The following is a 22,286-nucleotide window of genomic DNA, read 5'->3' on the forward strand; positions in this document are numbered from 1 at the left end:
GTGCCCTGACGCACGGCTCTCCGTCGACCCGACGGAGCAGATCAGCATGACGGACCCTCGTCACCCAGGCCCTGCGGCCGGGTGACGATGGTCCGTCAGTTGTTGTGGGTCAGCTGCCTGGGGTCACCGATCGGTGACGGTGCTCGCAGCGCTCTCGAGGTGGGGCCAGGCGTCCAGCAGCGACTCCCCGTCGATCTCCACGTCGGCGATCTCGCGCAGCGCGGGCTTGGCCCGGAAGGCGATTCCGGTGCCGGCCGCGGCCAGCATCTCCCGGTCATTGGCCCCGTCGCCCAGGGCGATGATCCGCGAGGTGGGCACCCGATGCTGCGCGGCGAACTCCTCGAGGGCACGGCGCTTGGCGGCGCCGTCGATGATCGGTCCGGACACCCTTCCGGTGAAACGGCCATCCGTGATCTCGAAACGGTTGGCGCGTACATGATCGATGCCGATCTCCGCGGCGAGCTCATCGATGACCTCGTGGAATCCGCCGGAGACCAGTGCTGTCACCCAGCCGGCCGCCTTCGCGCGCCGCACCAGCTCGAGCGCGCCCGGGGTGGGGACCAGCACGCCCCGGACCGCTGCGAGCACCGATTCATCGAGCCCCTCGAGCAGCGCCACCCGGGCGCGCAGGGACTGCGCGAAATCGAGCTCGCCGCGCATCGCAGCCGTGGTGATCTCCTCAACCCGGTCCCGCACCCCGGCATGCTCCGCGACGAGCTCGATCACCTCTTGGGTGAGGAAGGTCGAGTCGACGTCGGAGACCAGCAGCCCGGTCGCCGTGCGGGCGGTGGGTTCGGTCGCCGCAGTGGTCACGGGGTGATGACCGTGCCCTTGCCGAGCACCGTGATGCCCGACTCCGTGACCACCCAGCCGCGCGCACGATCCTTCGCGGCATCCAGACCGATCTGGGTGCGCGGGGGCACCACGACTCCCTTGTCGATGATCGCGCGATGGATCTGGCAGTGGCGACCCACGATCACACCGTCCATCAGCACCGAGTCGGAGACGTTGGACCACGAGTTCACCCGTACGCCGGGGGACAGGACCGAGCTGGAGACCTGCGCACCCGAGACGACCACCCCGGGGGAAATCACCGAGTCCACGGCGGAGCCGACGCGGCCCGGCCCGGCATGGACGAACTTCGCCGGCGGCTCGTTGCGGTGGCCGGTGAAAGTGGGCCATTCGGAGTTGTAGAGGTTGAAGACGGGATGGATCGAGATCAGATCCATGTGCGCGTCGTAGAACGCATCGAGCGTGCCGACGTCCCGCCAGTAGTCACGGTCCCGGTCGGTGGAACCGGGCACGTCGTTGCGGATGAAGTCGTAGACGGCCGCGTCATTCTTAGCCACGAAGGAGGGCACGATGTCCCCGCCCATGTCGTGCTTGGAGGTCTCGTCCTCGGCATCCCGGGTCACCGACTCGACCAGCGCGTCGGCATTGAAGATGTAGTTGCCCATCGAGGCGAGGATCGAGCTGGGATCGTCGGCCAGCCCCTCGGTCTCGGTCGGCTTCTCGACGAACGCCTTGATGGTGGTGGGATCCGACGAATCGGTCTCGATCACCCCGAACTGGTCGGACATCTCGATCGGCTGCCGGATCGCTGCGACGGTGCAGGACTTCCCGGATTCGATGTGGGCGTCCAGCATCTGCGAGAAGTCCATGCGGTAGATGTTGTCGGCGCCGACCACCACCACGTAGTCGGGCTTCTCGTCGTAGATCAGGTTCAGGGACTGGGCGATCGCGTCGGCGCTGCCGCGGAACCAGTGCTTGCCCATGCGCTGCTGCGCCGGGACCGGTGCGACGTAATTGCCCAGCAGCGAGCTCATCCGCCAGGTCTGGGCGATGTGCTTGTCGAGGGAGTGCGACTTGTACTGCGTGAGCACCACGACGCGCAGATAGCCGGAGTTGGCAATATTCGACAGGGCGAAATCGATGAGGCGGTAGATGCCGCCGAACGGCACCGCGGGCTTGGCCCGATCAAGGGTCAGCGGCATCAGCCGCTTCCCCTCGCCGCCGGCGAGAACGATGGCGAGAACCTTTTTGGACGACATGGTGCGAGGATAGTCCAGAAGTGGCACCCATCACGCCGGACTTCGTCCCTCGGACCGCAGCGCGGCCCAGGCGCTGTCCGATGATCTGACTCTGCCCATGAGAAACCGTTCGAGCCCATGAGAAGGAGCCTGACATGCGTGTCGATCTGCTCACCAAGGAGTATCCGCCCGAGGTCTATGGCGGTGCCGGCGTCCATGTCGCCGAGCTGACGAAGGTGCTGCGCCCGCACATCGACGTGCGGGTGCGGGCCTTCGGCGCCCCGAGGGATGAGGAGGGGACATTCTCCTACTCGACTCCCGCCGAGCTCGAGGGCGCCAATGCCGCCCTCTCGACGTTGGGGACGGACCTGCTGATCGCGGCGGACTGCGCGGGGGCGGATCTCCTCCACTCCCACACCTGGTACGCGAACTTCGCCGGCCATATGGCGTCGCTGCTGCATGGTGCCCCGCACGTGCTCTCCGCCCACTCGCTGGAGCCGCTGAGGCCGTGGAAGGCCGAGCAGCTCGGCGGCGGGTACGCGGTGAGCTCCTTCGCCGAGCGCACCGCCTACGAGGGCGCGGCCGGCGTCATCGCCGTCTCGGCAGGCATGCGCGAGGACATCCTGCGGTCCTACCCGACGGTCGACCCGGCCAAGGTCCACGTGGTCCACAACGGCATCGACATCGAGTCGTGGTCCCCGAATCCGGAGACCTCGGCGCTGACCTCCCGAGGGATCGACCCCGAGGCGCCGACGATCGTCTTCGTGGGCCGGATCACCCGCCAGAAGGGCCTGCCGTACTTCCTGCGCGCGGTACGGGATCTTCCCCGCGACTACCAGGTGGTGCTGTGCGCCGGCGCCCCGGACACCCCGGAGATCGCGCAGGAGGTGAGCTCGCTGGTCGAAGAGCTCGCCAAGGAGCGCGGCAACGTCCACCTGATCACCGAGATGCTGCCCCGGCACGAGCTCACCCAGATCCTCACCCACGCCACCACCTTCGCGTGCCCCAGCATCTACGAGCCGCTCGGGATCGTGAACCTCGAGGCGATGGCCTGCGGCATCCCCGTGGTCGCCTCCGCGACCGGCGGCATCCCCGAGGTCGTGGTCGACGGAGAGACCGGCTATCTCGTCCAGCTCGAGCAGGTCACCGACGGGACCGGCACCCCGGTGGACCCCGAGAAGCTCATCGCGGACACCCGCGACGCGCTGGTGCGGATGGTCTCCGATCCTGCTCGGGCGAAGCAGATGGGCGAGGCCTCCCGGCGCCGGGCGGCCGAGCACTTCTCCTGGACCTCGATCGCCGAGCGCACCCTGGAGGTGTACCGGACCGTGCTCGCGCAGAGCTCCTGACGCACAGGGGGTCCGGGGCTCAGCCGGTCTGCTCGGCGAGGATCCGCTCGACGGCTTCGACGAGCGCACTGCGGGCCGCCTCATGCAACTCGTCGAGCAGCCCGCGCCGGGCCAGGGCCTCGGCGAGGTGCACGGTGTGGCCGTGCCCCTCGTCGATCTCCGCGCGGGTGAGCAGCACGGTGCGCGCGGCGAGCACCAGCAGATGCGCCGCGGAGCTGTCGATGTGGCGAGGCAGAGCGGTGGAGACCCACCCGGGCGGGATCCGGGCCGGCTCCACCGGCTCATCCGGCACCAGATCCAGCTCGACGCTCCCGTTCGCGGCCCGCTGCAGCGCCTGCAGCAGATCCTGGCGTGCGCTGCCCGAGGTGGCGGCCGGCGGCACCTGGGCGCCCACCGGCGCGGCCGCGCGTGCCCAGGAGACCGCGCTGACCGGGCCTCCCTCATGCTCGACGGACGAGAGGACGGGGATCAGCGTGTGGTCGGCGATGCCCGCGGCGGTGACCACGATCGCCTGCTCCGCGGCGAGCGCGAGCGGGATCGCAGAGGGAGGGCCGACGAGACCGGCCAGGCGGCCGGGGACAGGCAGGACCAGTCGCAGCTGCGCGAGCGGCAGCCGTCGCAGACCCGTCATCCAGCTGAAGAGGTCCTCTCCCTCGCCACTGGGGCCGCTGCGCCCCACGCCGTAGCTCATCTGTGCCGCGTCGTCGGGCCCCATGTCACCGCGCAGGTAGGCGGAGACCCACAGCATCAGCACCGCCGCGCGAGGAAGAGCGACTAGGTCCCTGCCCGCGGCGGCCTCGCTCACGCCGTGTTCCCGTCGGCGGCGTCGGCCCGATCGGCGGCGTCGGTTCCGGCTGCGACGAAGACGGCGCGGCGCTTCGCTGGGTCGACGGACTCGAGCCGGACCCGCACCACCTCGCCGGGCGCGGCGTCCATCGGCACCCAGGTCGTGATCGGCGGATCCGTCAGCTGCACCTCGACGCGGGTGGGGGCACCGCTATTCCCATTGCCGTTCCCATGACGGTTTCCTTGTCCGTTCCCCCCACCGTTCCCGTTGCTGGACTGCGTCGCCTCCCGGCGCTCGAGGACGGTCCCCTCGAACTCCTCGCCCTCCCAGGCGGCGAGGGCGGCGGTCTCCACCAGCCCGATCGCCTTGCGCTCCAGATCACCGGCACGAGCTCCGGCCGCGCGCATCGCCTCCGGGATCTCCGCCATCGCCGCCAGCAGCTCCGGTGAGGGGGTGCGGCCGGAGACATGGTCGTAGCAGACCAGCAGCACGAACCGATCCACCAGGCGGCGCAGCGGCGCGGTGGTGTGCGCGTAAGGGGCGGCGATCGCGGACTGCTCCGGGTCCTCGGGAACCTCCGCAGCGCTGGCGAACGCCGCATAGCCGGCACCCCGGAACAGGAAGGTGGCCAGGTTCAGCAGAGCCAGGTGCGTCGGCTCGTGCCAGTCCAGCGAGCGCAGGAACTCCCCGTAGCTCTGCTCGGTGGTCCAGGGGATCCCGAGCACCTGGCTCTGGCGGCGGAAGCGGTCCACCGCCTGCTGCTCGGCTGGGGGCATGGTGCGCAGGATGCCGGCACCGTGCTCGAGCATCAGCGAGGCCGCCGCCATGCCCGTCATCAGCGAGATCTGCGCATTGGCGTCCTCGATCGGATTGGGGCGGCGCCAGCTGAGCTGCACCACGTCCCCCTCGGCGACGATCTCCTGCTCGGGCACATTCAAGCTCGCACCGCCGCGCTGGGCCTCCAGCTGGGTCCGCAGCGCCCCGATCTCCTGGAGCAGCAGCATCATCGGCTGGCCCGCGCCCTGATCGAGCTCCTCCTGCACCCTGTCGTAGGCGAGCTTCTGCACGGAGCGGATCATCGCGCGCTCGAGGCCGATGCTGCGCACCTCGCCCGCCCCGTCGAGGTCGAGCACCCAGACGAACGCCGGGGTGTCCTGGTCCGGGAGCAGGGAGGCGGCGCCCCCGGAGAGCACCTCGGGGTGCAGGAGGATCCGCCGGTCCGGCAGATAGAGCGTCTCGCCGCGGTCGCGGGCCGCATGGTCCAGCGGGCCGTCGAGCGCGACGAACCACGGCACATCGGCGATCGCGTACAGCACCCGGAACCCGTCGCTCGTGCGCTCGAGGTGCATCGCCTGGTCGAGGTCGGTGGAGCTGGCGGGATCCAGGGTCATGAACGGGATCTCGGTGCGGTCGATGCGCTGCGCGGCCGAAGGATCCTGGGCGGCGGCCCGTTCCGCCTCCGCGAGCACCTCCGGAGAGAACTGGAGCGGGACGTCGCCATCCTGGTCCGCGAGCAGGGCGTCGATGCCCTCACGGATCACGTCGGCGGCGATGGACCCTCGGGGGGCGTGCAGGGAGACGGGCCGATGCGGCACGAGCACCTCCTGGAGCGGCGAGTCGGGCTCGGTCAGTCTATGGGTGGGATGTCGGCCACGTGAGCAGGTGAGGGGCCGCTCACCCGATAGGCTCAGAGGCATGTCCGTCGCAGCAGCTTCCTTGAACGATGTCACCGTCCGCCGCAGCGGGGCGCCGATCCTCGATGCGGTCTCCCTCGAGGTCAACGAGGGGGAGCGCTGGGCGGTCCTCGGCCCCAACGGCGCCGGGAAGTCCACCCTCGTGCGGCTGCTCTCCGCCCGGATGCATCCCAGCACCGGAAGCGTCGAGATCTTCGGCGAGCGGCTCGGCAAGGTCGACGTGTTCGAGCTGCGCCCCCTGATCGGGCTGGCCAGCCAGGAGCTCGCCGACACCATCCCGGTCGAGGAGACCGCGGAGAACGTCGTGGTCACCGCCGGTTACGGTGTGGTGGGCCGCTGGCGTGAGGAGTACGACCAGATCGATCTGGACCGTGCCCGCACCCTGCTGGCCGCCTTCGGCGTCGGAGATCTCGCCGCGCGAATGTTCGGCACCCTCTCCACCGGCGAGCGCAAGCGCGTGCTCGCCGCCCGGGCGCTGATGACCGATCCCGAGCTGCTGCTGCTGGATGAGCCCGCCGCAGGCCTGGACCTCGGTGGCCGCGAGTCCCTCGTGCGCACCCTGGGACGGCTCGCGAAGGACCCTGCGACTCCGGTGACCGTGCTGGTCACCCACCACGTCGAGGAGATCCCGCCCGGCTACACCCATGTGGCGCTGCTGCGCGAGGGCGCCGTGGTCGCCGCCGGCCCCATCGGCGAGACCCTCACCTCCCAGAACCTCACCCGCACGTTCGGCCTGCCGCTGATCGTCGAGCAGCGCGGCGAGCGGTACACCGCCCGCTCGCTCTCCCTGAACTGACCCGGTGGTGGAGCACCCTCAGCTGCAGCAGGTCACCGACCTCGCAGATCCGGCGCTGGACGACTACCTGCGCATGACCGACGTCCGCCTGCGCTCCCGCGTCGAGGTGGAGCGGGGCCTGTTCATGGCCGAGAGCTACGAAGTGATCTCCCGGGCGATCGAGGCCGGGATGGCGCCGCGCTCCTTCCTCATGAACGAGAAGTGGCTCGCGAAGTTCGCCCCGCTCTACGAGCAGTTCCCTGACGTGCCCGTCTACGCCGGGGAGGAATCGCTGGTCGAGCAGCTCACCGGCTTCAACCTGCACCGTGGGGCGCTCGCCTCGATGCAGCGGCCCGAGCTGCCGACGGCTCGCGAGCTGCTGCGCACCGCGCGTACTGTCGCGGTGATCGAAGACATCGTGGACCACACGAACGTCGGCGCCATGTTCCGCTCCGCCGCCGCGCTCGGAGTCGATGCGGTGCTGGTGACCCCGCAGTGCGCGGACCCCCTGTACCGCCGCTCGATCCGAGTCTCGATGGGCACCGTCTTCCAGGTGCCGTGGACGCGCATGGACGCCTGGCCGCGCGAAGGCGTGGACCTGCTGCACGAGGCCGGCTTCGATGTGCTCGCGATGGCCCTCACCGAGGGCGCCATCCCGCTCGACGAGGTGGATCTGGGCCCGGACCGCAAGGTCGCCTTCGTGCTCGGCGCCGAGGGCCACGGGCTGAAGCCCGCCACGCTGGATGCAGTCGATGCGCACGTGGTGATCCCGATGGCCGGGGGAGTGGACTCCCTGAACGTCGCCGCGGCCAGCGCCGTCGTGTTCTGGCAGCGCCGGGCGGCGCTCAGCTCCTCCGACGCGCCAGCAGGCTGAGGGCGTTCGGCAGCCGACCGTCCCAGGCGGCGGCCGCATCCTCGTCCTCGGGCATCCAGAACGGCTGGGGATGCTCTGCGAGATGCAGCAGCTCGAAGCCGGCGCCCTGCACCGTCATGACCATCTCGGCCAAAGTCCGCTGATGCTCCGTCGCCCCGCGGGCCGGGAAGGTGTCGTTGACGTGGTGCGCGGCGAAGTAGCTGCGGTCCTCTCGCACCCGCGCCTCGTCGTGGTCCCAGGCCCACAGCGGCACCAGAGGATGCGCCTCGTAGACGAACAGATGCCCGCCGGGACGCAGCAGTCGATGCATCTCCGCCGCCCAGGCGTCGAGGTCCTCCATCCAGATCAGGGCGCCTTTGCCGGTGTAGACCAGATCCGCGATCTGCCCGGGCAGCCCGGTGTCCGGCAGCTCGGCGACCTCGTAGCGGCACGGGACGCCCAGCTCGTCGGCCCGGCGCTGCGCAGCGGAGACCGCCGTCAGGCTGTAGTCCAGGCCGCGCACGCTGCGAGCTCCGAGTCGGAGGAGCGCGTGGTCGTCGAGCCCGTGACCGCTCTGCGGATGCAGCACCTCGGCGTCGCCGATCAGGGGCCGCAGCAGCTCGTCCTCGACCGGCAGCAGCCGGGCGATGCGGGCCTGCTCGAGGAGTTCCGCGTACTCCCGCACATGCTTGGAGGACGCGTCGTCCCAGGCTCGCCGGGTGTCGTCGTAGGTGCTCATCGCTTGAGGCTAGCTCTCCATGACGCACCCCAGTATGCGCATTTAGACAACAGTTGAACGCTGTTACTCATCGGACAACCTCTAAATGCTGTCAAAGAAGTCGGCCTGAACCGGATCGTCGCGTCCGCAGACGGCTCGTGCGCCGCCGACGCCGGCCGAGGGACGATCTCCCACCATCCACGTCCCGGGATCAGTTCTCGTCTGCCTCTCGTTCTTCGTTCAGCAGGGAACCCAGGTAGCGGGCGATGTGCCGGGCGGCAGAGACTTCCAGAGATGCCTCGACCTCGGGTTTGTAGTTGGTGTTGGTATTGACGTCGTAGGTGACGGTACGGCCGTCTACCGTCGTCATGTACTCGATCCCGGCGATCTCGATACCCAGCTCGGTCAGCAGCGCCTGGTACCGGCGGATCAGAGGCGTACTTGCGGTCACCTCAGGGCGGATCCGGAACATCGGCTCCGCCGCGTCGTCCTGGCCGGGGATGGCGCAGGCCTCAGCGGGGCACAGCTCGAAGGCCCCACCGGAGGTGTCCACCCGCACCGCGTAGACGAACTCACCGCCGACGAACTCGGCACGGGTGATGGCGGGCTCGTCGGCGACCAGCAGCTCCTGCAGCAAGGTGATCCCGTCGGCGGCGTCCTCGAATTCGTCGCCGTGCACGTAGTCGGCGAAAGTGGCGTGGTCGTCGAAACGACGCACTCCGAGCCCCTTACCGCCCTGGTTGTGCTTGGTCAGGAACGGAGCGCGGAAGCCTTCGGCCACGTCGATCAGTCTGTCGCTCCCGAAGACTGCGAGGGTGCGAGGTACGTCGAAGCCGGCGCGACGCAGCTGGGCGTGCTGGAGGATCTTGGAGACCTCGAGGTCCGCGACGTGCTGGCCGTTGACCACGCGGCGACCCCAGGAGGCGGCCCAGGCAGTGATCGAGCGGGCGGCGTCCTTGGCGAGCGGGGCGTTGCGGGTGTGCGAGGAGGCGCTCAGGCGCGACCAGATCACTCCGCGGGGCGGTTCGGAGTCCAGGTCGAGGTGACCTTCGCCGAGTCGCCATTCGACCAGCGGCACGCCCTCAGCCTCGAAGGCCCGGCGGAACGGTGGCAGCCACTCGGGATTGTCGTGCAGCACGTGCACGGCGTACTGAACCGGGGACTGGTCCGGCGTCGTGGCGGCGGCGGGGGCGTCGGGTGCCAGACGCACGGCGGGCACGACGGTGACGGGAGAGGCGGACATCATCAGCTCCTATGGGGGTGCAAATCAGCTCTTGAGACTATCCCTTCCTGGCGCCTCCGGAGAGAGGCGTCCGCGGAGCACTCCCACGTCATGCGGCAAGGGTCCACAGGATCTCCCTGGTTGTCGATGCGCTCAACGTCGGCTCCCAGGGGTGCGGCCAGATTTCCCCATGACTGACCCAGCCAGTCAAGAACTCGGCCGCGCGGCCACCCGCGATATCGGCCGACGGATGATCGCCCACCATCCACGTCTCGATGCCGTTCTCGAGCCCGTCGACAGCGAGCGCGAAGATCCTCGGATCCGGCTTCTTCACCCCCCACCGCCTCGGAGATCACCACTCGACCCAGGAGCGGGCTGAGCCCAGTGCGCTCGATCTTCGCGCTCTGCTGGAGAACGGTCCCGTTGGTGACCAGGATGAGCTCAGCACCCCCGTCGCGCAGAACGCGCAGCGCATCGAGCACCCCGGGGTAGCAGGTGATGCTTTCGATCACCTCGAGCTGCAGGCGCTGCTCGATCTCGGATGCCTGGGAAGAGGGGCACAGCCGCTCGACGATCGCCGCGGCGAGCTAGGGTCGCGGGCGGTACCCGTTCTCGTCGGCCGCCCGCAGCCACTCCAGCTCCGCCGCCGGGGCTCGGACTTCCACGAGGAAGGACCGCGCCCAGTCCTCGAAGGCACGCTGGCGGTCCACCAGCGTGCCGTCGAGGTCCAGCAGCACCCGCAGGCGGGGCATCAGAGTGTGATCTGCAGCTTCACATCCGTCGGCCGGCCCTCGAGGAAGCGCTCGAAGGCCTGCACGGAGTTCTCGAAGGTGAAGGTCTCCGAGACGAAGCGGGAGAGGTCCACGGCATCGGTCGCGGCGAGGTCGATCGCCTTCTGGTAGACGTTCGCGTAGCGGAACACCGTCTCCAGGGAGATGCCGCGGCTCTGCGCGGTGGCGATGTCGAAGGGCACCGGATCCACCGGCATGCCCACCAGCACGATGCGGCCGCCCGGCGCGGGCAGCTCCCAGAGCTTCTTGTAGGCGGGGGTGGCGCCGGTGGCCTCGAACACCACCTGCGGGCCCCAGCCGCCGGTCTCCGCGCGGACCCGTTCGCCCAGGTCCTCCGTGGTGGCGTCGACCGTGACGATGCCCTCGAGCCCGTCGAGCAGCGCGAGCTTCTGCGGCAGCACGTCGGAGATGAAGACGGTGCTCGCGCCGCCCGCGCGGGCGGCGATCGCGGTCATGATCCCGATGGTCCCGGCGCCGACGACGGCGGCGACATCGCCGGGCTTGATCCCGGCCTTCGTCGCGGCGTACATGCCCACGGAGAACGGCTCGATCAGCGCACCCTCGGCGAAGCTGAGGCTGTCGGGAAGCTTGAAGGTAAAGGCGGCGGAATGGATGACCTCGTCGACGAGGCAGCCGTGCACGGGCGGGGTGGCCCAGAACTGCACGCCGGGATCCACGTTGTAGTTGCCCTCGCGCACCGCACGGGAGCTGGGATCGGGCACGCCGGGCTCCATCGCGACCCGGTCACCGGGGGAGAGGTGGGTGACGCCCTCGCCCACCTCGACGACGGTGCCGGCGCCTTCATGCCCCAGGATCATCGGCGCCTCGACCACGAAGGGGCCGATCTTGCCGTCGGTCCAGTAGTGCACGTCCGAGGCGCAGATGCCGACGGTGTGCATCTTGATCCGAACCTGTCCTGGGCCGGGAGCGCCGACGGGCTCGACCTCCTCGATCGACATCCGGTTCTTCTCGTGCAGCATCAGTGCGCGCATGCGGAGGCTCCTTCGCTCAAGCGGGACGGGCTGTTCATGGCCCTGCAGGAAACTCTGCCACACCGCTGCGCAGCGGCCCCTGCCTGTCTGCGGTGGCTCCGCCGTGGGCCGTCCGGCCGCCGCTCGCCAGTCCTCGACAGGGGGTTGAGCGTGATACCCCCTGGGGTATACGGTCGAGATACCCGACCATCAGGAGCTTCCGTGCAGCTGAATCTCGATGAGCTCACCCCCACCGTTCATCGTCTCAAGCGCGCCGAGGGGCAGCTGGCTGCCGTCGTGCGCATGCTCGAGGAGGGGCGCGACTGCAAGGATGTGGTCACCCAGCTCGCCGCGGTGTCCAAGGCACTGGACCGTGCAGGGTTCGCGATCATCGCCAGCGGCCTCGAGCAGTGCTTGAAGAACCCGGAGGAGAGCCTGGACAAGAAGGACTTGGAGAAGATGTTCCTGTCCCTGGCCTGATCACCGGCAGTTCCAGTCAATGCCGCCGCCGTTCACCGCAGTCACCGCAGTCACCGACCCGCGCAGCACCGTCCATTTCTGAACCGCAGGAGGAATCATGCTTCTCGAGCGCATCTACGATGAGGACCTCTCCCAGGCCAGCTACATGATCGGCTGTCAGGCCAGCGGAGAGGCGCTCGTCGTCGATCCCCGCCGCGACGTCCAGCAGTACCTGGACCTCGCTGCCCGCCACGGCCTGCGGATCACCGCCGTGACCGAGACCCACGTGCACGCCGACTTCCTCTCCGGCACCCGCGAGCTCGTCGCCGCGACCGGCGCGACCGGTTACGTCTCCGGTGAAGGCGGAGAGGACTGGACCTACCGTTTCGACGCCGAGGTCCTGCACGATCTGGACACCCTCACGCTCGGGAACCTCACCATCACCGCGCGCCATACCCCGGGCCACACCCCGGAGCACCTGTCCTTCCTGGTGACCGACGGTGCCGTCACGGACGAGCCCGGCTACTACCTCACGGGCGATTTCGTCTTCTCCGGCGACGTGGGCCGGCCGGACCTGCTGGATGAGGCCGCCGGCTTCCAGGACACCCGCTTCACCGGCGCGAAGCAGCTGTTCGCCTCGCTGAAGGACTCCTTCCTCACCGTCCCCGATCATGTGCAGGTCTTCCCGGGACATGGTGCGGGCTCCGCGTGCGGCAAGGCCCTGGGGGCACTGCCCTCGACCACCGTCGGGTATGAACGCAGATTCGCCTGGTGGGCGCCCTATCTGGCCAACGACGATGAGCAGGGCTTCATCGATGAGCTGCTCGACGGTCAGCCCGACGCCCACGCCTACTTCGCCCGCATGAAGCGCCAGAACGTCCAGGGCCCGGCCCCGCTCGGCGAGCGGCCGCCGCTGGCGAAGCTCGAGACCGCGCAGATCGCACAGGGCCTGGACGACGGCAGCATGGTGCTCCTGGACGTCCGCCCGCAGGCTGAGATCCATCGAGGTACGGTCGCCGGCGCGCTGACCGTGCCCGGCGCCGCCAAGGCCGCGAGCTTCGGGGCCTGGGCCTATGATCCTGAGGCCGAGGACACGCCCCTGGTGCTGCTCGCCCCGGACGCCGACGCGGCCGGCGAGATCCGTGACCATCTGGTGCGCGTGGGCATCGACCACATCGCCGGATACACCCCGACGCTCGAGGGCCTGCCGCGCGCCGTCCCGGAGACGGTCACTCCGGCGGACCTGGGGGGCTTCCTCGCCCAGCACGAGAACGCCCTGCTGCTGGACGTGCGCAACCGCACCGAGCACGCGAACGGCCACCTCCCCGGCTCACAGCAGCTCAACGCCGGCAAGGTCCTCTTCCAGCAGGATGCCCTGCCCGCCCCGGAGGCCGGCCCTCTGGTCACCTACTGCCAGTCCGGCGTGCGCAACGCCGTGGCTGCAGCCGCCCTGCGCCGGGCCGGCTTCGAGGTGGTCGAGCTCGAGGGCAGCTATGCGGGCTGGGCGGCATGGGCAGCTCAGCACGCCCCGGAGCAGCTCACCTCCTGACCTCGCCGTATCCGGACGGTCACGCATCGATCGTGCCGGGAGGATCCTGTGGGTCCGCGCCGTTGCTCACAGCGCGGATGAGGAGCGCCAGGAGGATCGTCGCCGCTGCGAGGATCCACCATCCCCACCCGCCGCTGAGGGCGATCGCGGCGCCGAGGATCGCTGGCGCCACGGAGGAGACCAGCCCGTTGCTGATCCCGTAGAACGCACCGTACTGACCCTGCTGCTGCGCAGGCGCCAGCCGGAAGAGCAGCTCCATCGTGCCGGCGCTGTACAGCACCTCTCCTGCGGTGTGCGCAGCGAGGAAGAGGATCAGCACGAGCACCAGCACACCCGGCGATGATGACCAGCCGGAGAGGAAGAACAGGTAGGAGATCGCCAGGCAGAGCGCGCCGATGACCAGGGGCCTGCTCGCCGCACCGACGCTCACGATCCCCGCACTGGCCGGCACCTGGAAGGCGGCGGTGAACAGAGCGTTCAGCGCGACCAGGACGCCGACGACCCAGATCAGCTCCGGGTGATGGATCACCGCCCACAGAGGGAGCGCGAAGGACAGCACGTGCAGGTAGATCCCGATCGCACCATTGGCGAGCGAGAACACGGCGAACCGTCGATCGGGAAGCACCGGGCGCGGCCGCCCCGCAGCCCCGGCAGGGGCGGGCGGCACCGTGATGCGCAGCAGCATGACGGCGGCGATGACGAAGCTGAGCGCATTGCCGAGGATCGCGATCCGGAACGCCGTCGCACTGCTGCTTGCCAGGACCAGCCCGGCCAGCAGGGCGCCGGCGGAGATCCCGAGGGTGAGCAGTGACCTCAACGAAGCTCGGGCGAGCGCCGGATTCTCGCGGGCGATGCGCCGGATCAGGGTGGTGTTCGAGGACATGCACAGTCCCTGCCCGAGACTGATCAGACACAGCACGAGGGCGAAGCTCGCCTCATCCCAGACCACCAGCAGCAGTGCGGTGGCGAGCGCGGAGAGTGCGAGCCCGGCCAGGAGCACCGGCTTCGGGCTCGCGGAATCGGAGAATCTGCCGCTGACGAGGTCACCCCCGATCGCGAGCACGGTCGCAAGGACCAGGATCCCCGAGACGAAGCCGATCGAGAAGCCGAGATGCTGGGTGTAGAACAGGATGCTGATCGTCGCGAAGAGCCCATTGCCCAGCGCGTTGACCCCCGTCAGGAGCGCGAGCGTGCGCATCGCGGACGAAGCCCGCAGCGTCGAGGCCGCGGAGGCGTAGGGAGCGATGAGATTCGCTCCCATAGACGGACTTCGAGGACCTCGCGAATTCTTCTGCATTTGCAGAGAGTAGCGCTGTATCTGTGTTGTGCGCATTCTTTGCGTCACCCCTCGGGCATCCCTGTGATGTGTGTTATCGTCCCGATCGCTTCTTCGAAAGGGTGGGGTCGCGATATTCCATTGGCAGGTTCTCGATGAGGTTCTCCAGGGAGGGGCCTCGAGGGGGATCGGAGGATCGGGGCGGGGGCGGAGGGCCATGCAGGAGCGGCCTGAGGGTGCCGCATGGGTGGCCGGCGTCCTGCGCAGCCTCGGCGTACTTCGGTAGGCGGAGAGTTTGTCCTCCACCGTCGGCTCATCCACGACATGTGGCGGATTCTCTCCTCCCCACCGCGAGTTATCCACATTTTCGGAGAACCTCTTGCTGCAGCAATGAGCCTCGATAAAATAATGGGACGGCATTTCATTGAGTCGCAGCACTGTCCCGCAGATCTCTTTCTCTGGTCGGGACTGCTGTCGCCATATCGAGGGGGAGGAGGTGTGCGATGGGTGATCTTCGCGAAGGTGCGAACGAACCGTTCGGTGAGGAAGATGCGGAGGGGGACTCCACCCGGCGGAATTCCTTCCCAGAGATCCGGGCGGCGTCCACGGCGGCAGCTGATCACACGCCTGCGGAAGTCTCTGACCCCACTCCCGCAGCCCCAGTCCTCCCCGAGCATCTGCGGGAGGTCCACGCCGCGGCGATCGAGGAGAGCCACCGCCTCGCCGCCCGCTTCACGGCCCTGGCCCCGTCATTCCACGACACCGAGAGCGAGGGCTACGACGAAGACGTCGCTGATGCCGAACTCCTCTCCGTCGCTCTGGCTCTGCGCTGCACGCGGACGGTCGCGGACCGGATCCTCCATGACGCCCACGTGGCAGTCACTCAGCTCCCGCGCACGCTCATCCGCCTGGGAAGTGGGGAGTACCCCGCCGCCTGGTTCGACCGCATCCTGCGTCGCACCCGCCACCTCACCCCACGCCAGATGGAGCACGTGGATGCGGCCGCATCTCTCTGGCCCACCACCCTCACCACCGAGCAGTTCCATCAGCGGCTCTCCCGGCTGCTCAGCCGCCTGGAATCCCAGCAGGAGACTCCGGCTCACGTCACCCCTGAGGGTCGGCGCCGAGTGGAACTGCTGCCCACCCGGGACGACGGGATCGGATGCCTGCGGGTGATCGGCCCGGCTCCGGAGATCCTCGCCCTCGCCCAGCGTCTGGACTCGGCCGCCCGCGCCGTGCAAGCTGCCCAGCGCCACGCCCTGGAAGCGGGGGAGGCGCCGCCGATGGACCCGCGCGGCACCGTCGCCGCGACGGCGATGACCGCCTCCCTTGCTCTCATCCAGTACGACCTGCTGGGAGGTGCCTCGCTCGACACTGACGGCGTCCAGGTCCCCAAGCCCCGGTTCCGCCTCAACATCACCGTGCCGGTCATGACCATGCTCGGAGGCTCTCAGGAGCCCGGCCTGCTGGAGGGCACGATCCCGATTCCCGCGGCGATGGCCCGCGAGCTGGCGGGGCAGAGCGAGACCTGGTACCGAGTGCTCACCGATCCCTGCAGCGGCGCCTTCCTCCCGCTGCCCGCAGAGAGCTACACCCCGACCCGCGCCATGCTCGAACATCTGCGTCTGCGCAACACCACCTGCGCGGTCCCCGGATGCACCCGCACCACCTCCTGGGCCTCCGAGGCGGACCACATCGAGGAGTACAACCGCGGGGATCCGGAACGCGGTGGCCTCACCGAGATCGAGAACCTGCACCTGCTGTGCTGGCAACATCACCGCGCGAAGAACGCTGGCCTGATCGACCCGACCCGTCTGCCGTGCATCCCCGGCCTGCCGGGACGGACAGCCTGGTCGATCCAAGATCGGGTGACCGTGATCGTCCGTGACAACGAGGACCTCGCCAGCCCGTACATGACGCGCGAGCTCATGGACTCCTGGACCCGCTACCAGGCACAGCTCGAATCGCGACGGCGCGCTCTCGAGCGGCGGAAGAACCCGCCGCCCCCGCCCTACTGACCTCGAATCCGCCTCGCCTCGATAGCCCAGGCTGTTTCGTCGGGCCAGTGCTCCAGAGCGGTGGTTCTACATCAGGCTTTCGGCAAGGACGAAGGTGTTCGGATCTGCGGTGCGACATTCGATCAATTCGCTGCCGTCAGATTGCACGGAGATCCACCGGCACGCCGTCGGTTCGGGGATCCCAGAGACGTCGTGCGCTTGTGCCAACTGCTGCGTGATGTCGCTGGCTGTGTGCAAAGCAATGGCGTCGATGGTTCCTACCTGGTCAGAGAGGACCCACGATGGAGAGCCAGCCGTGCCATAGACGTACACCGCGAGTCCATCTCCGTGGAACCCATCCTTGTCCTCGATCGCGTCAGTGAGTTCTGCGTCCCCAGCAGGGAGTACCTTCCAGTTCTGCTCGAGAGCCCACTCTGCGTCGATGGTGTCGGTCGCAGAAGTGGAAGTAGCAGCAGTGAAAGCATGGACCGCCAGGAAAAAGAGACCTATCGGCAGTCCGATGATCAAGGCCACGGCAAGAATGGCGATCAATACCTGGAACCTGTCGATCGTCTTCTCCACGGTGCCCCCCTTGCGCCAGAATCTGCCGATCTGGTGAACGCTACTGCGGCGCGATACGACTCAGGAGGGGTGATGGTGGGGGGTTTGTGAAGAGCTCTGGCCACGGAGACCATGGATGCCCTCCTGGCCGCGAATGCTGCGCTCCGCGCGTCAGCGTCGTTTCACAGCACGCGCTCGAGAGTCGGAACTGGCTGAGGTCGGTGCCTTCTGCGCGGCGGGGAGGTCGTGCTGCTCCGCACGTCGGAGGCTCAGATCCATGCGGGGATACCCTTCTGCAGGTCGGTCGGGAAGCGCAAGAGCGGTGCGGCAGAGCGTCAGCGGACGAGCCGGACCTCGGCGAGGTCGAGCGTCTCATCGACGTGACGGGCACCATCGGGAATGAAGCCGTTGCGCTCGTAGAACCGGCGCGCACGGGGGTTCTCCGCGGCGACCCAGAGCTGGGCCGGGACGTCGGCAGGCAGTACCGCGTCGAGCAGGATCTGGCCGGCCCCGCTGCCGTGATGCGCGGAGAGCACATAGAGCGAATACAGCTCTCGGTCGCGCACCGGCGTATGAGGACCGATCTGCCGCCCCGTATGTGCAATGGCGAAGCCGATGATCTGGTCAGCGGATTCCGCGACGGTCACGGCGACCCCGCCGTCGAGCCATTTCTGCCAGGTCGCAGTACGCTGCTCGAGCGTGTCGGTCTCCCAGTGCGATGCCGGAAGCAGTTCGGAGTAGGTCTCGACCCATGACGTGTGATGCACGCTCGCGCATCCGTGGGCGTCGTCCGCAGCGGCGGGACGGATGCTGAAAGCCGGGCGAGGATCGCAGTGCCAGCGAACCCACGTGGCTACCGTCCCGGGCCACGGGGCGGCGGTCGGGGCGAACCCCTCCCGCGCGTAGAAGCTGCCGGCGCTCGAGTTCTCCGAGACGTACTCGGTGAGCAAGCCGCAGCCGCGCGCCCGCGCACGATCCTTCGCGGCCGAGATCAGCTCATGCCCGATTCCTGAGCGCTGCTGCGAGGGCAGGACGTAGAGCTTCCACAGGACCAGGTCGTCCCCGAGCTCCGCGACCTCGGCCATGCCCACGACCCCCTCCGCGGTCTCCGCGACGTCGATGTCACCGGCCTCGATGGCAGCACGCAGGGCCTCCGCGCTCCAGTAGGTGTCCAGCGCGTCGAGGACATAGCGAGCACCCTTGAGCTGCCCATAGGTGGGAGGCCACGTCGAGAAGCCGAGGAAGCGCACTGCGTCGAGATCCTCAGCGACGGCTCGGCGGATTCTGATGCTCATGACCGGCATGTATACCAGCCCCCACACGGATCGACCCAGCCCTCAGCTCCCGCCTCCTGCACCCCGGGGCCACCCCGTCGCCATCTGTCACACCCCTCCCCGAGGCTTCGCATGTACGTTCGAAGTCACTGCCTGGGCACCTTGAGCCCCACCCCTCCGAGGCGTACAGTTCGAACCCCTGTTCGAACATATGTGCGAGGGGGACGGCGAGAGGCGGAAGGAGGAAACACGATGGGCACAGCTCTCCAGCGGGAAGAACGTGAGCAGCGCCTGTCCCGGGCTCGGGCCGCACTGGGCGCTGCCGAGCGCTCCGCCGCACGCTGGGGCGGCCGGATCGACCGCACCGCCCTGCAGTCATCGGCACCATCCCTCACACAGCCCGGCGCAAGGGCAGGCGCAGGGCCCGGCGCAGGTTCTGTCGCAGGGTCTGTCGCAGGACCCCGTGTGGAGCCCGCCGATGACGGCCTCGGCACGCGCCTGTCGGTCCCGGGACCTCTTGCCACGCTGTTCCCGCGCGGCAGCCTGCGCGCGGGCAGCTCCGTGGCGATCGAGGGCGCCGCGACCACCTCGCTGCTCCTGTCCCTCGCGGTCGCCGCGGTGGGGGAGGACTCCTGGTGCGCGATCGCCGGTATGCCCGACCTGGGCCTGCGCTCCGCCCTGGATGCCGGCCTGGATCCCTGCCGCCTCGCGCTCGCCCCAGCGGGCGGGGACCAGCGCCCCCAGGTGCTCTCCGCCCTGGCCGACGGCGTGGGCGTGCTCGTGCTCGGCCCCGACCTGGACCTCGCCCCCGCGCTCTGGCGCAGTCTGCTGAACCGCGCCCGCACCGCCGACACCCTGGTCCTCGCCGCCACCCCGCCCGGCCGCGCCGACCTCACCCTGCGCGCCACCACCCAGGGCTGGGTAGGGCTCGGGACCGGTTCGGGCCGGCTGCGCAGGCGCCGCCTCGAGATCACCGCCGACGGGCGAGGGATCGCCGGGCATCGCACCACCGATGTTCTGCTGCCCCAGGTGCGCGGGATGATCGCGGACGCTCCGCAGGGCAGAGAGGTCACGCAGAGCTCTGCGCGGAGCCTCGCGAGCACGGAGCCGGTGCGTCTGCTGCACCCGGTGCGGAGGGCCAGCTGATGAGCGCACCGGAGACCCCCCTCGCGATCGCCACCCCCGCAGCGCCCACCGCGACCCGCACCGCCGCCGTCACCGTCCCGGACTGGCCGCTGCTGGCGGCGCTGGACCGCCACCAGCGCCGCAGCGAGAGCGAGGCAGAAGCTGCGGCGGGGGAGGCCCCGCCCGTGCTCGACCTCGCCGTCGCTCCGGTGATCCTGCTGGACCAGCACCGCGTCACCCATGCCGGGGCCGCCGCCCAGGTGGCCGGGGTGGTGCCGGGGATGAAGCGTCGCGCCGCCCGCGCCGCCTGTCCCGAGGCGCTCGTGCTGGAGGCGGACCGGGAGCACGAATCCGCCTTGTTCGAGCTGGTCGCCGCCGCGGTGGATACGATCGCCGCCGGGGTCGATGTGCTGCGTCCCGGGGTGCTGCTGATGTCGGCCCGCGGCCCCGCCCGCCACCAGGGCGGCGAGGGACCCCTGGCGGAGCAGATCCTCGACGCCGTCGCCGAGCTCACCGGCTGGGACTGCACCGTCGGGATCGCCGACGGTCCCTTCGCTGCGCTGCTCGCCTCCCCGCGCGGGCGGATCGTGCGCGAGGGGCGCAGCGCCGACTACCTCGCCCCGCACCCGATCGCGACCCTGCGCAGCGCGCCCGTCGGCCCCGGCTGGGGACATCGCGGCCAGCCCTCGGCCACCCGCCCGGAACGCAGGCTGGATCTCGCCGAGACCGTCGACCTGCTGCAGCGCCTCGGCATCACCACCCTCGGGGACCTCGCCGCCCTCCCGTCGGCCGCCGTCGCCGACCGCTTCGGCCCCGACGTTGCGACCTTGCACCTGCTGTCCCGCGGTGAGGAGCCCACCCCGCCTGCGGCGCACCATCCCACCCAGCCGATCCTCGCCGAGACCACGCTGGAGACCCCGCTGGTGCGCACCGACCAGGCGGCCTTCATCGCCCGCCCGCTGGCCGAGCAGCTGCACGAGATGCTGGTCGCGAACGGCCTGGTGTGCACCCGGCTGCGGATCGTGGCCCGCACCGAGAGCGGCGAGGAGATGGAGCGCACCTGGCGGCACGACGGGGCGCTCACCGCCGCCGATGTCGTGGACCGCATCCGCTGGCAGTGCGACGGCTGGATCACCCGCGCCCGCCTGGGCGGCCCCGCGACCGGCGCGATCACCCGGATCGGTCTGCACCCGCTGCAGCTCGCCCCGGCCGGGGAGAACGCCCCCGCCCTGTGGGGCAGCGCCGGGGAAGCGGCCCAGCGCGCCTCCCGCGCCCTCGCCCGAGCCCAGGGCCTGGCAGGAGAGGACGCGGTGCAGGTCCCCGCCCTCACAGGCGGGCGGTTGCTCGCCGAGGAGGTGACGCTCGTGCCCTGGCGCAGCGAGAAGCCCACTCACCGCGACGGCCCCTGGCCCGGCTCCCTGCCGCGCCCGGTACCCGCCACCGTGTTCCGCGAGCCGCCCGCGGTGCGGCTCGAGGACGCCTCCGGCCGGCCCGTCGTGGTCACCGCCCGCGGCCTGCTGAGCGCCCCGCCCGCTCAGCTGCTGGTCAGCGCGCCCGGCGCTCCGGCCCTGCAACGGGCGGGACTGCGCGCCGGCTCCGGCTATCCGGTGCTCGGCCACGGTGCCCCGACGGTGATCGATGAGCGCTGGTGGGCCCGGGACGGCCATCGCGCCGCCCGCCTGCAGCTGGTCGTGCGGGGCGCGAGCGCCGAGGAGACCGCGGTGCTCGCGTTGTCGCGGACCGGCGACTGGGCACTGGAGGGACTCTATGACTGAAGCAGTGATCAACCCCTTGAGACTCACAATAATGGAGGATATCCTCCGTTATATGAGAACTGAAGCGCCTCTGCTTGCACCGATCTTCCGGTCGGACGGCCAGGCCCGACTGCTGTCCGCGCTCATGCTCGACGATGAGGAACGCAACCTCACCCAGCTCGCCGAGCAGACGGGGTTGGCATATCCCACCGTGCACCGGGAAGCCGCCCGCCTGCTCCAGGCCGGGATCCTGGCCGAACGGCAGGTGGGGCGCACACGTCTGCTCCGCGCCGATCCGAACAGTCCGCTCTTCACTCCGCTCCGCGAGATCCTGCTCATCACCACCGGACCCGTCGTGCTGCTCAAGGAGGAATTCTCCCGGATCCAGGGAGTCGAGAGCGCGTTCCTGCACGGCTCCTTCGCCGCCCGGATGCGAGGAGTCGACGGACCTGCCCCGAACGACATCGATGTCCTGGTCATCGGGACCCCCGACCCCGATGAGGTGTATGACGCCTGCGGACGGGTCGAGGAGATCGTGCGCCGTCCGGTGAATCCCACGATCGCCACCCGCGCCGAGTTCGACCGTGACTCGGGGTTCCACACCCAGGTGCGGAACAGTCCCACCGTCCCCGTCCTCGGAGAGCTGCCATGGCCCTGACCCCACTTGAGACCGCGCAGAGCCAGGTCATCAACGCGCTCGTCACCGCACATCGCCTAGAACAGGTGCCTGTCGACCTGAGACGTGCAGAGCTGTTCCTGGAGAAGGCGCGCCGGCGTCTCGATGACCTCGACAACCTCACCTGGGCCGAGAGCCGCTACAACCTCGCCTATGACGCCGCGCATGACGTCGGGGAGTCACTCCTGGCCGCCTACGGATACCGGACGACCAACGGCCCGGGGCAGCATGAAGCACTCGGTCGCTTCCTGAAAGCAGTGCTGACCACGCCACCGGGGCAGTCGGGCGCCCGACGCTTCGACCAGATGCGCCGGGCGCGCAACCAGCAGAGGTATGAGGCGCGCAGCGTCGGCGGCGCCGATGCAGAGACGGCGAGCAGGGCGGCACGCGCGCTCTACTCCGGCGCGGCAGCACGGGGGATCTGA

22 protein-coding genes are annotated in these 22,286 nt (G+C 69.6%); 10 read left to right on the top strand and 12 right to left on the bottom strand.

Annotated elements, in window-relative coordinates:
• Positions 1-123 precede the first annotated feature (123 nt).
• The gene (gene serB, locus ACT3SQ_RS05820) at positions 124-813 is read right to left on the bottom strand and encodes a phosphoserine phosphatase SerB (protein WP_442331659.1); all 690 of its coding nucleotides are present in this window, start codon (positions 811-813) and stop codon (positions 124-126) included.
• Complete coding sequence (glgC, locus tag ACT3SQ_RS05825) at positions 810-2,051, bottom strand: glucose-1-phosphate adenylyltransferase (protein WP_442331658.1); 1,242 nt, start codon at positions 2,049-2,051, stop codon at positions 810-812. The genes serB and glgC overlap by 4 nt, the downstream gene beginning before the upstream one ends.
• A gap of 134 nt (positions 2,052-2,185) precedes the next feature.
• On the opposite strand from glgC, the gene glgA reads away from it, so the two are divergent.
• Positions 2,186-3,379 (top strand): glycogen synthase, encoded by a 1,194-nt coding sequence (gene glgA / locus ACT3SQ_RS05830; RefSeq protein WP_441443041.1) that lies wholly within the window; start codon positions 2,186-2,188, stop codon positions 3,377-3,379.
• Between the two features lie 19 nt (positions 3,380-3,398).
• Here the strand turns inward: glgA and ACT3SQ_RS05835 are convergent, their stop codons facing one another.
• Both ACT3SQ_RS05835 and ACT3SQ_RS05840 read right to left on the bottom strand, forming a co-directional pair.
• Complete coding sequence (locus tag ACT3SQ_RS05835) at positions 3,399-4,184, bottom strand: hypothetical protein (RefSeq protein WP_441443042.1); 786 nt, start codon at positions 4,182-4,184, stop codon at positions 3,399-3,401.
• A complete protein-coding gene (locus ACT3SQ_RS05840) occupies positions 4,181-5,761 on the bottom strand; it encodes an RNB domain-containing ribonuclease (protein ID WP_444600928.1) in 1,581 nt (526 codons plus the stop codon). The genes ACT3SQ_RS05835 and ACT3SQ_RS05840 overlap by 4 nt, the downstream gene beginning before the upstream one ends.
• Before the next feature lie 100 nt (positions 5,762-5,861).
• On the opposite strand from ACT3SQ_RS05840, the gene ACT3SQ_RS05845 reads away from it, so the two are divergent.
• Both ACT3SQ_RS05845 and ACT3SQ_RS05850 read left to right on the top strand, forming a co-directional pair.
• The gene (locus ACT3SQ_RS05845) at positions 5,862-6,656 is read left to right on the top strand and encodes an ABC transporter ATP-binding protein (RefSeq protein WP_441443044.1); all 795 of its coding nucleotides are present in this window, start codon (positions 5,862-5,864) and stop codon (positions 6,654-6,656) included.
• 73 nt (positions 6,657-6,729) lie between these two features.
• Positions 6,730-7,509, top strand: a complete 780-nt coding sequence (locus ACT3SQ_RS05850) for a TrmH family RNA methyltransferase (protein WP_441443058.1) — start codon at positions 6,730-6,732, stop codon at positions 7,507-7,509.
• Here the strand turns inward: ACT3SQ_RS05850 and ACT3SQ_RS05855 are convergent.
• The 5 genes from ACT3SQ_RS05855 to ACT3SQ_RS05875 all read right to left on the bottom strand — a co-directional run bounded on the left by ACT3SQ_RS05855 (position 7,481) and on the right by ACT3SQ_RS05875 (position 11,211).
• Positions 7,481-8,227, bottom strand: coding sequence for a class I SAM-dependent methyltransferase (locus tag ACT3SQ_RS05855; protein WP_442331657.1), 747 nt, complete (start codon positions 8,225-8,227; stop codon positions 7,481-7,483). The two genes, ACT3SQ_RS05850 and ACT3SQ_RS05855, sit on opposite strands and share 29 nt — an antisense overlap.
• Before the next feature lie 190 nt (positions 8,228-8,417).
• The gene (locus ACT3SQ_RS05860; protein ID WP_444599709.1) at positions 8,418-9,449 is read right to left on the bottom strand and encodes an ATP-grasp domain-containing protein; all 1,032 of its coding nucleotides are present in this window, start codon (positions 9,447-9,449) and stop codon (positions 8,418-8,420) included.
• Positions 9,450-9,537: 88 nt separating this feature from the next.
• The gene (locus tag ACT3SQ_RS05865) at positions 9,538-9,762 is read right to left on the bottom strand and encodes an HAD-IA family hydrolase (RefSeq protein ID WP_441443047.1); all 225 of its coding nucleotides are present in this window, start codon (positions 9,760-9,762) and stop codon (positions 9,538-9,540) included.
• Between the two features lie 253 nt (positions 9,763-10,015).
• A complete protein-coding gene (locus tag ACT3SQ_RS05870) occupies positions 10,016-10,180 on the bottom strand; it encodes a hypothetical protein (RefSeq protein WP_442331656.1) in 165 nt (54 codons plus the stop codon).
• Positions 10,180-11,211, bottom strand: a complete 1,032-nt coding sequence (locus ACT3SQ_RS05875; protein ID WP_441443049.1) for an NAD(P)-dependent alcohol dehydrogenase — start codon at positions 11,209-11,211, stop codon at positions 10,180-10,182. The genes ACT3SQ_RS05870 and ACT3SQ_RS05875 overlap by 1 nt, the downstream gene beginning before the upstream one ends.
• A gap of 201 nt (positions 11,212-11,412) precedes the next feature.
• On the opposite strand from ACT3SQ_RS05875, the gene ACT3SQ_RS05880 reads away from it, so the two are divergent.
• Positions 11,413-11,670 (top strand): metal-sensitive transcriptional regulator, encoded by a 258-nt coding sequence (locus tag ACT3SQ_RS05880; protein WP_441443050.1) that lies wholly within the window; start codon positions 11,413-11,415, stop codon positions 11,668-11,670.
• 97 nt (positions 11,671-11,767) lie between these two features.
• Positions 11,768-13,198 carry an MBL fold metallo-hydrolase gene (locus ACT3SQ_RS05885; protein ID WP_442331654.1) on the top strand — a complete coding sequence of 477 codons (1,431 nt, stop codon included), beginning with the start codon at positions 11,768-11,770 and terminating at the stop codon, positions 13,196-13,198.
• Between the two features lie 19 nt (positions 13,199-13,217).
• Here the strand turns inward: ACT3SQ_RS05885 and ACT3SQ_RS05890 are convergent, their stop codons facing one another.
• Complete coding sequence (locus ACT3SQ_RS05890) at positions 13,218-14,459, bottom strand: MFS transporter (RefSeq protein ID WP_444502608.1); 1,242 nt, start codon at positions 14,457-14,459, stop codon at positions 13,218-13,220.
• 518 nt (positions 14,460-14,977) lie between these two features.
• On the opposite strand from ACT3SQ_RS05890, the gene ACT3SQ_RS05895 reads away from it, so the two are divergent.
• Positions 14,978-16,492: an HNH endonuclease signature motif containing protein gene (locus ACT3SQ_RS05895; RefSeq protein WP_442331652.1), complete on the top strand. Its 1,515-nt coding sequence runs from the start codon at positions 14,978-14,980 to the stop codon at positions 16,490-16,492.
• 66 nt (positions 16,493-16,558) lie between these two features.
• On the opposite strand, the gene ACT3SQ_RS05900 is transcribed toward ACT3SQ_RS05895, so the two are convergent.
• Positions 16,559-17,053, bottom strand: a complete 495-nt coding sequence (locus ACT3SQ_RS05900) for a hypothetical protein (protein WP_442331651.1) — start codon at positions 17,051-17,053, stop codon at positions 16,559-16,561.
• 314 nt (positions 17,054-17,367) lie between these two features.
• Positions 17,368-18,327, bottom strand: a complete 960-nt coding sequence (locus ACT3SQ_RS05905) for a GNAT family N-acetyltransferase (RefSeq protein WP_441445594.1) — start codon at positions 18,325-18,327, stop codon at positions 17,368-17,370.
• A 231-nt stretch (positions 18,328-18,558) separates the two neighbouring features.
• On the opposite strand from ACT3SQ_RS05905, the gene ACT3SQ_RS05910 reads away from it, so the two are divergent.
• Genes ACT3SQ_RS05910 through ACT3SQ_RS05925 form a run of 4 tightly spaced genes read left to right on the top strand, consistent with a single transcriptional unit; the run spans position 18,559 to position 22,286 of the window.
• On the top strand, positions 18,559-19,452 hold the full coding sequence (locus tag ACT3SQ_RS05910; RefSeq protein WP_444600929.1) for a hypothetical protein: 894 nt from the start codon (positions 18,559-18,561) through the stop codon (positions 19,450-19,452).
• On the top strand, positions 19,452-21,206 hold the full coding sequence (locus ACT3SQ_RS05915) for a DNA polymerase Y family protein (RefSeq protein ID WP_441445592.1): 1,755 nt from the start codon (positions 19,452-19,454) through the stop codon (positions 21,204-21,206). The genes ACT3SQ_RS05910 and ACT3SQ_RS05915 overlap by 1 nt, the downstream gene beginning before the upstream one ends.
• A 52-nt stretch (positions 21,207-21,258) precedes the next feature.
• The gene (locus ACT3SQ_RS05920) at positions 21,259-21,843 is read left to right on the top strand and encodes an ArsR family transcriptional regulator (RefSeq protein ID WP_441445591.1); all 585 of its coding nucleotides are present in this window, start codon (positions 21,259-21,261) and stop codon (positions 21,841-21,843) included.
• A complete protein-coding gene (locus ACT3SQ_RS05925) occupies positions 21,834-22,286 on the top strand; it encodes a hypothetical protein (protein WP_441445590.1) in 453 nt (150 codons plus the stop codon). Before ACT3SQ_RS05920 ends, ACT3SQ_RS05925 begins: the two co-directional genes overlap by 10 nt.

The sequence above is a fragment of the Brachybacterium sp. AOP42-C2-15 genome, assembly GCF_052377065.1.
GTDB lineage: Bacteria > Actinomycetota > Actinomycetes > Actinomycetales > Dermabacteraceae > Brachybacterium.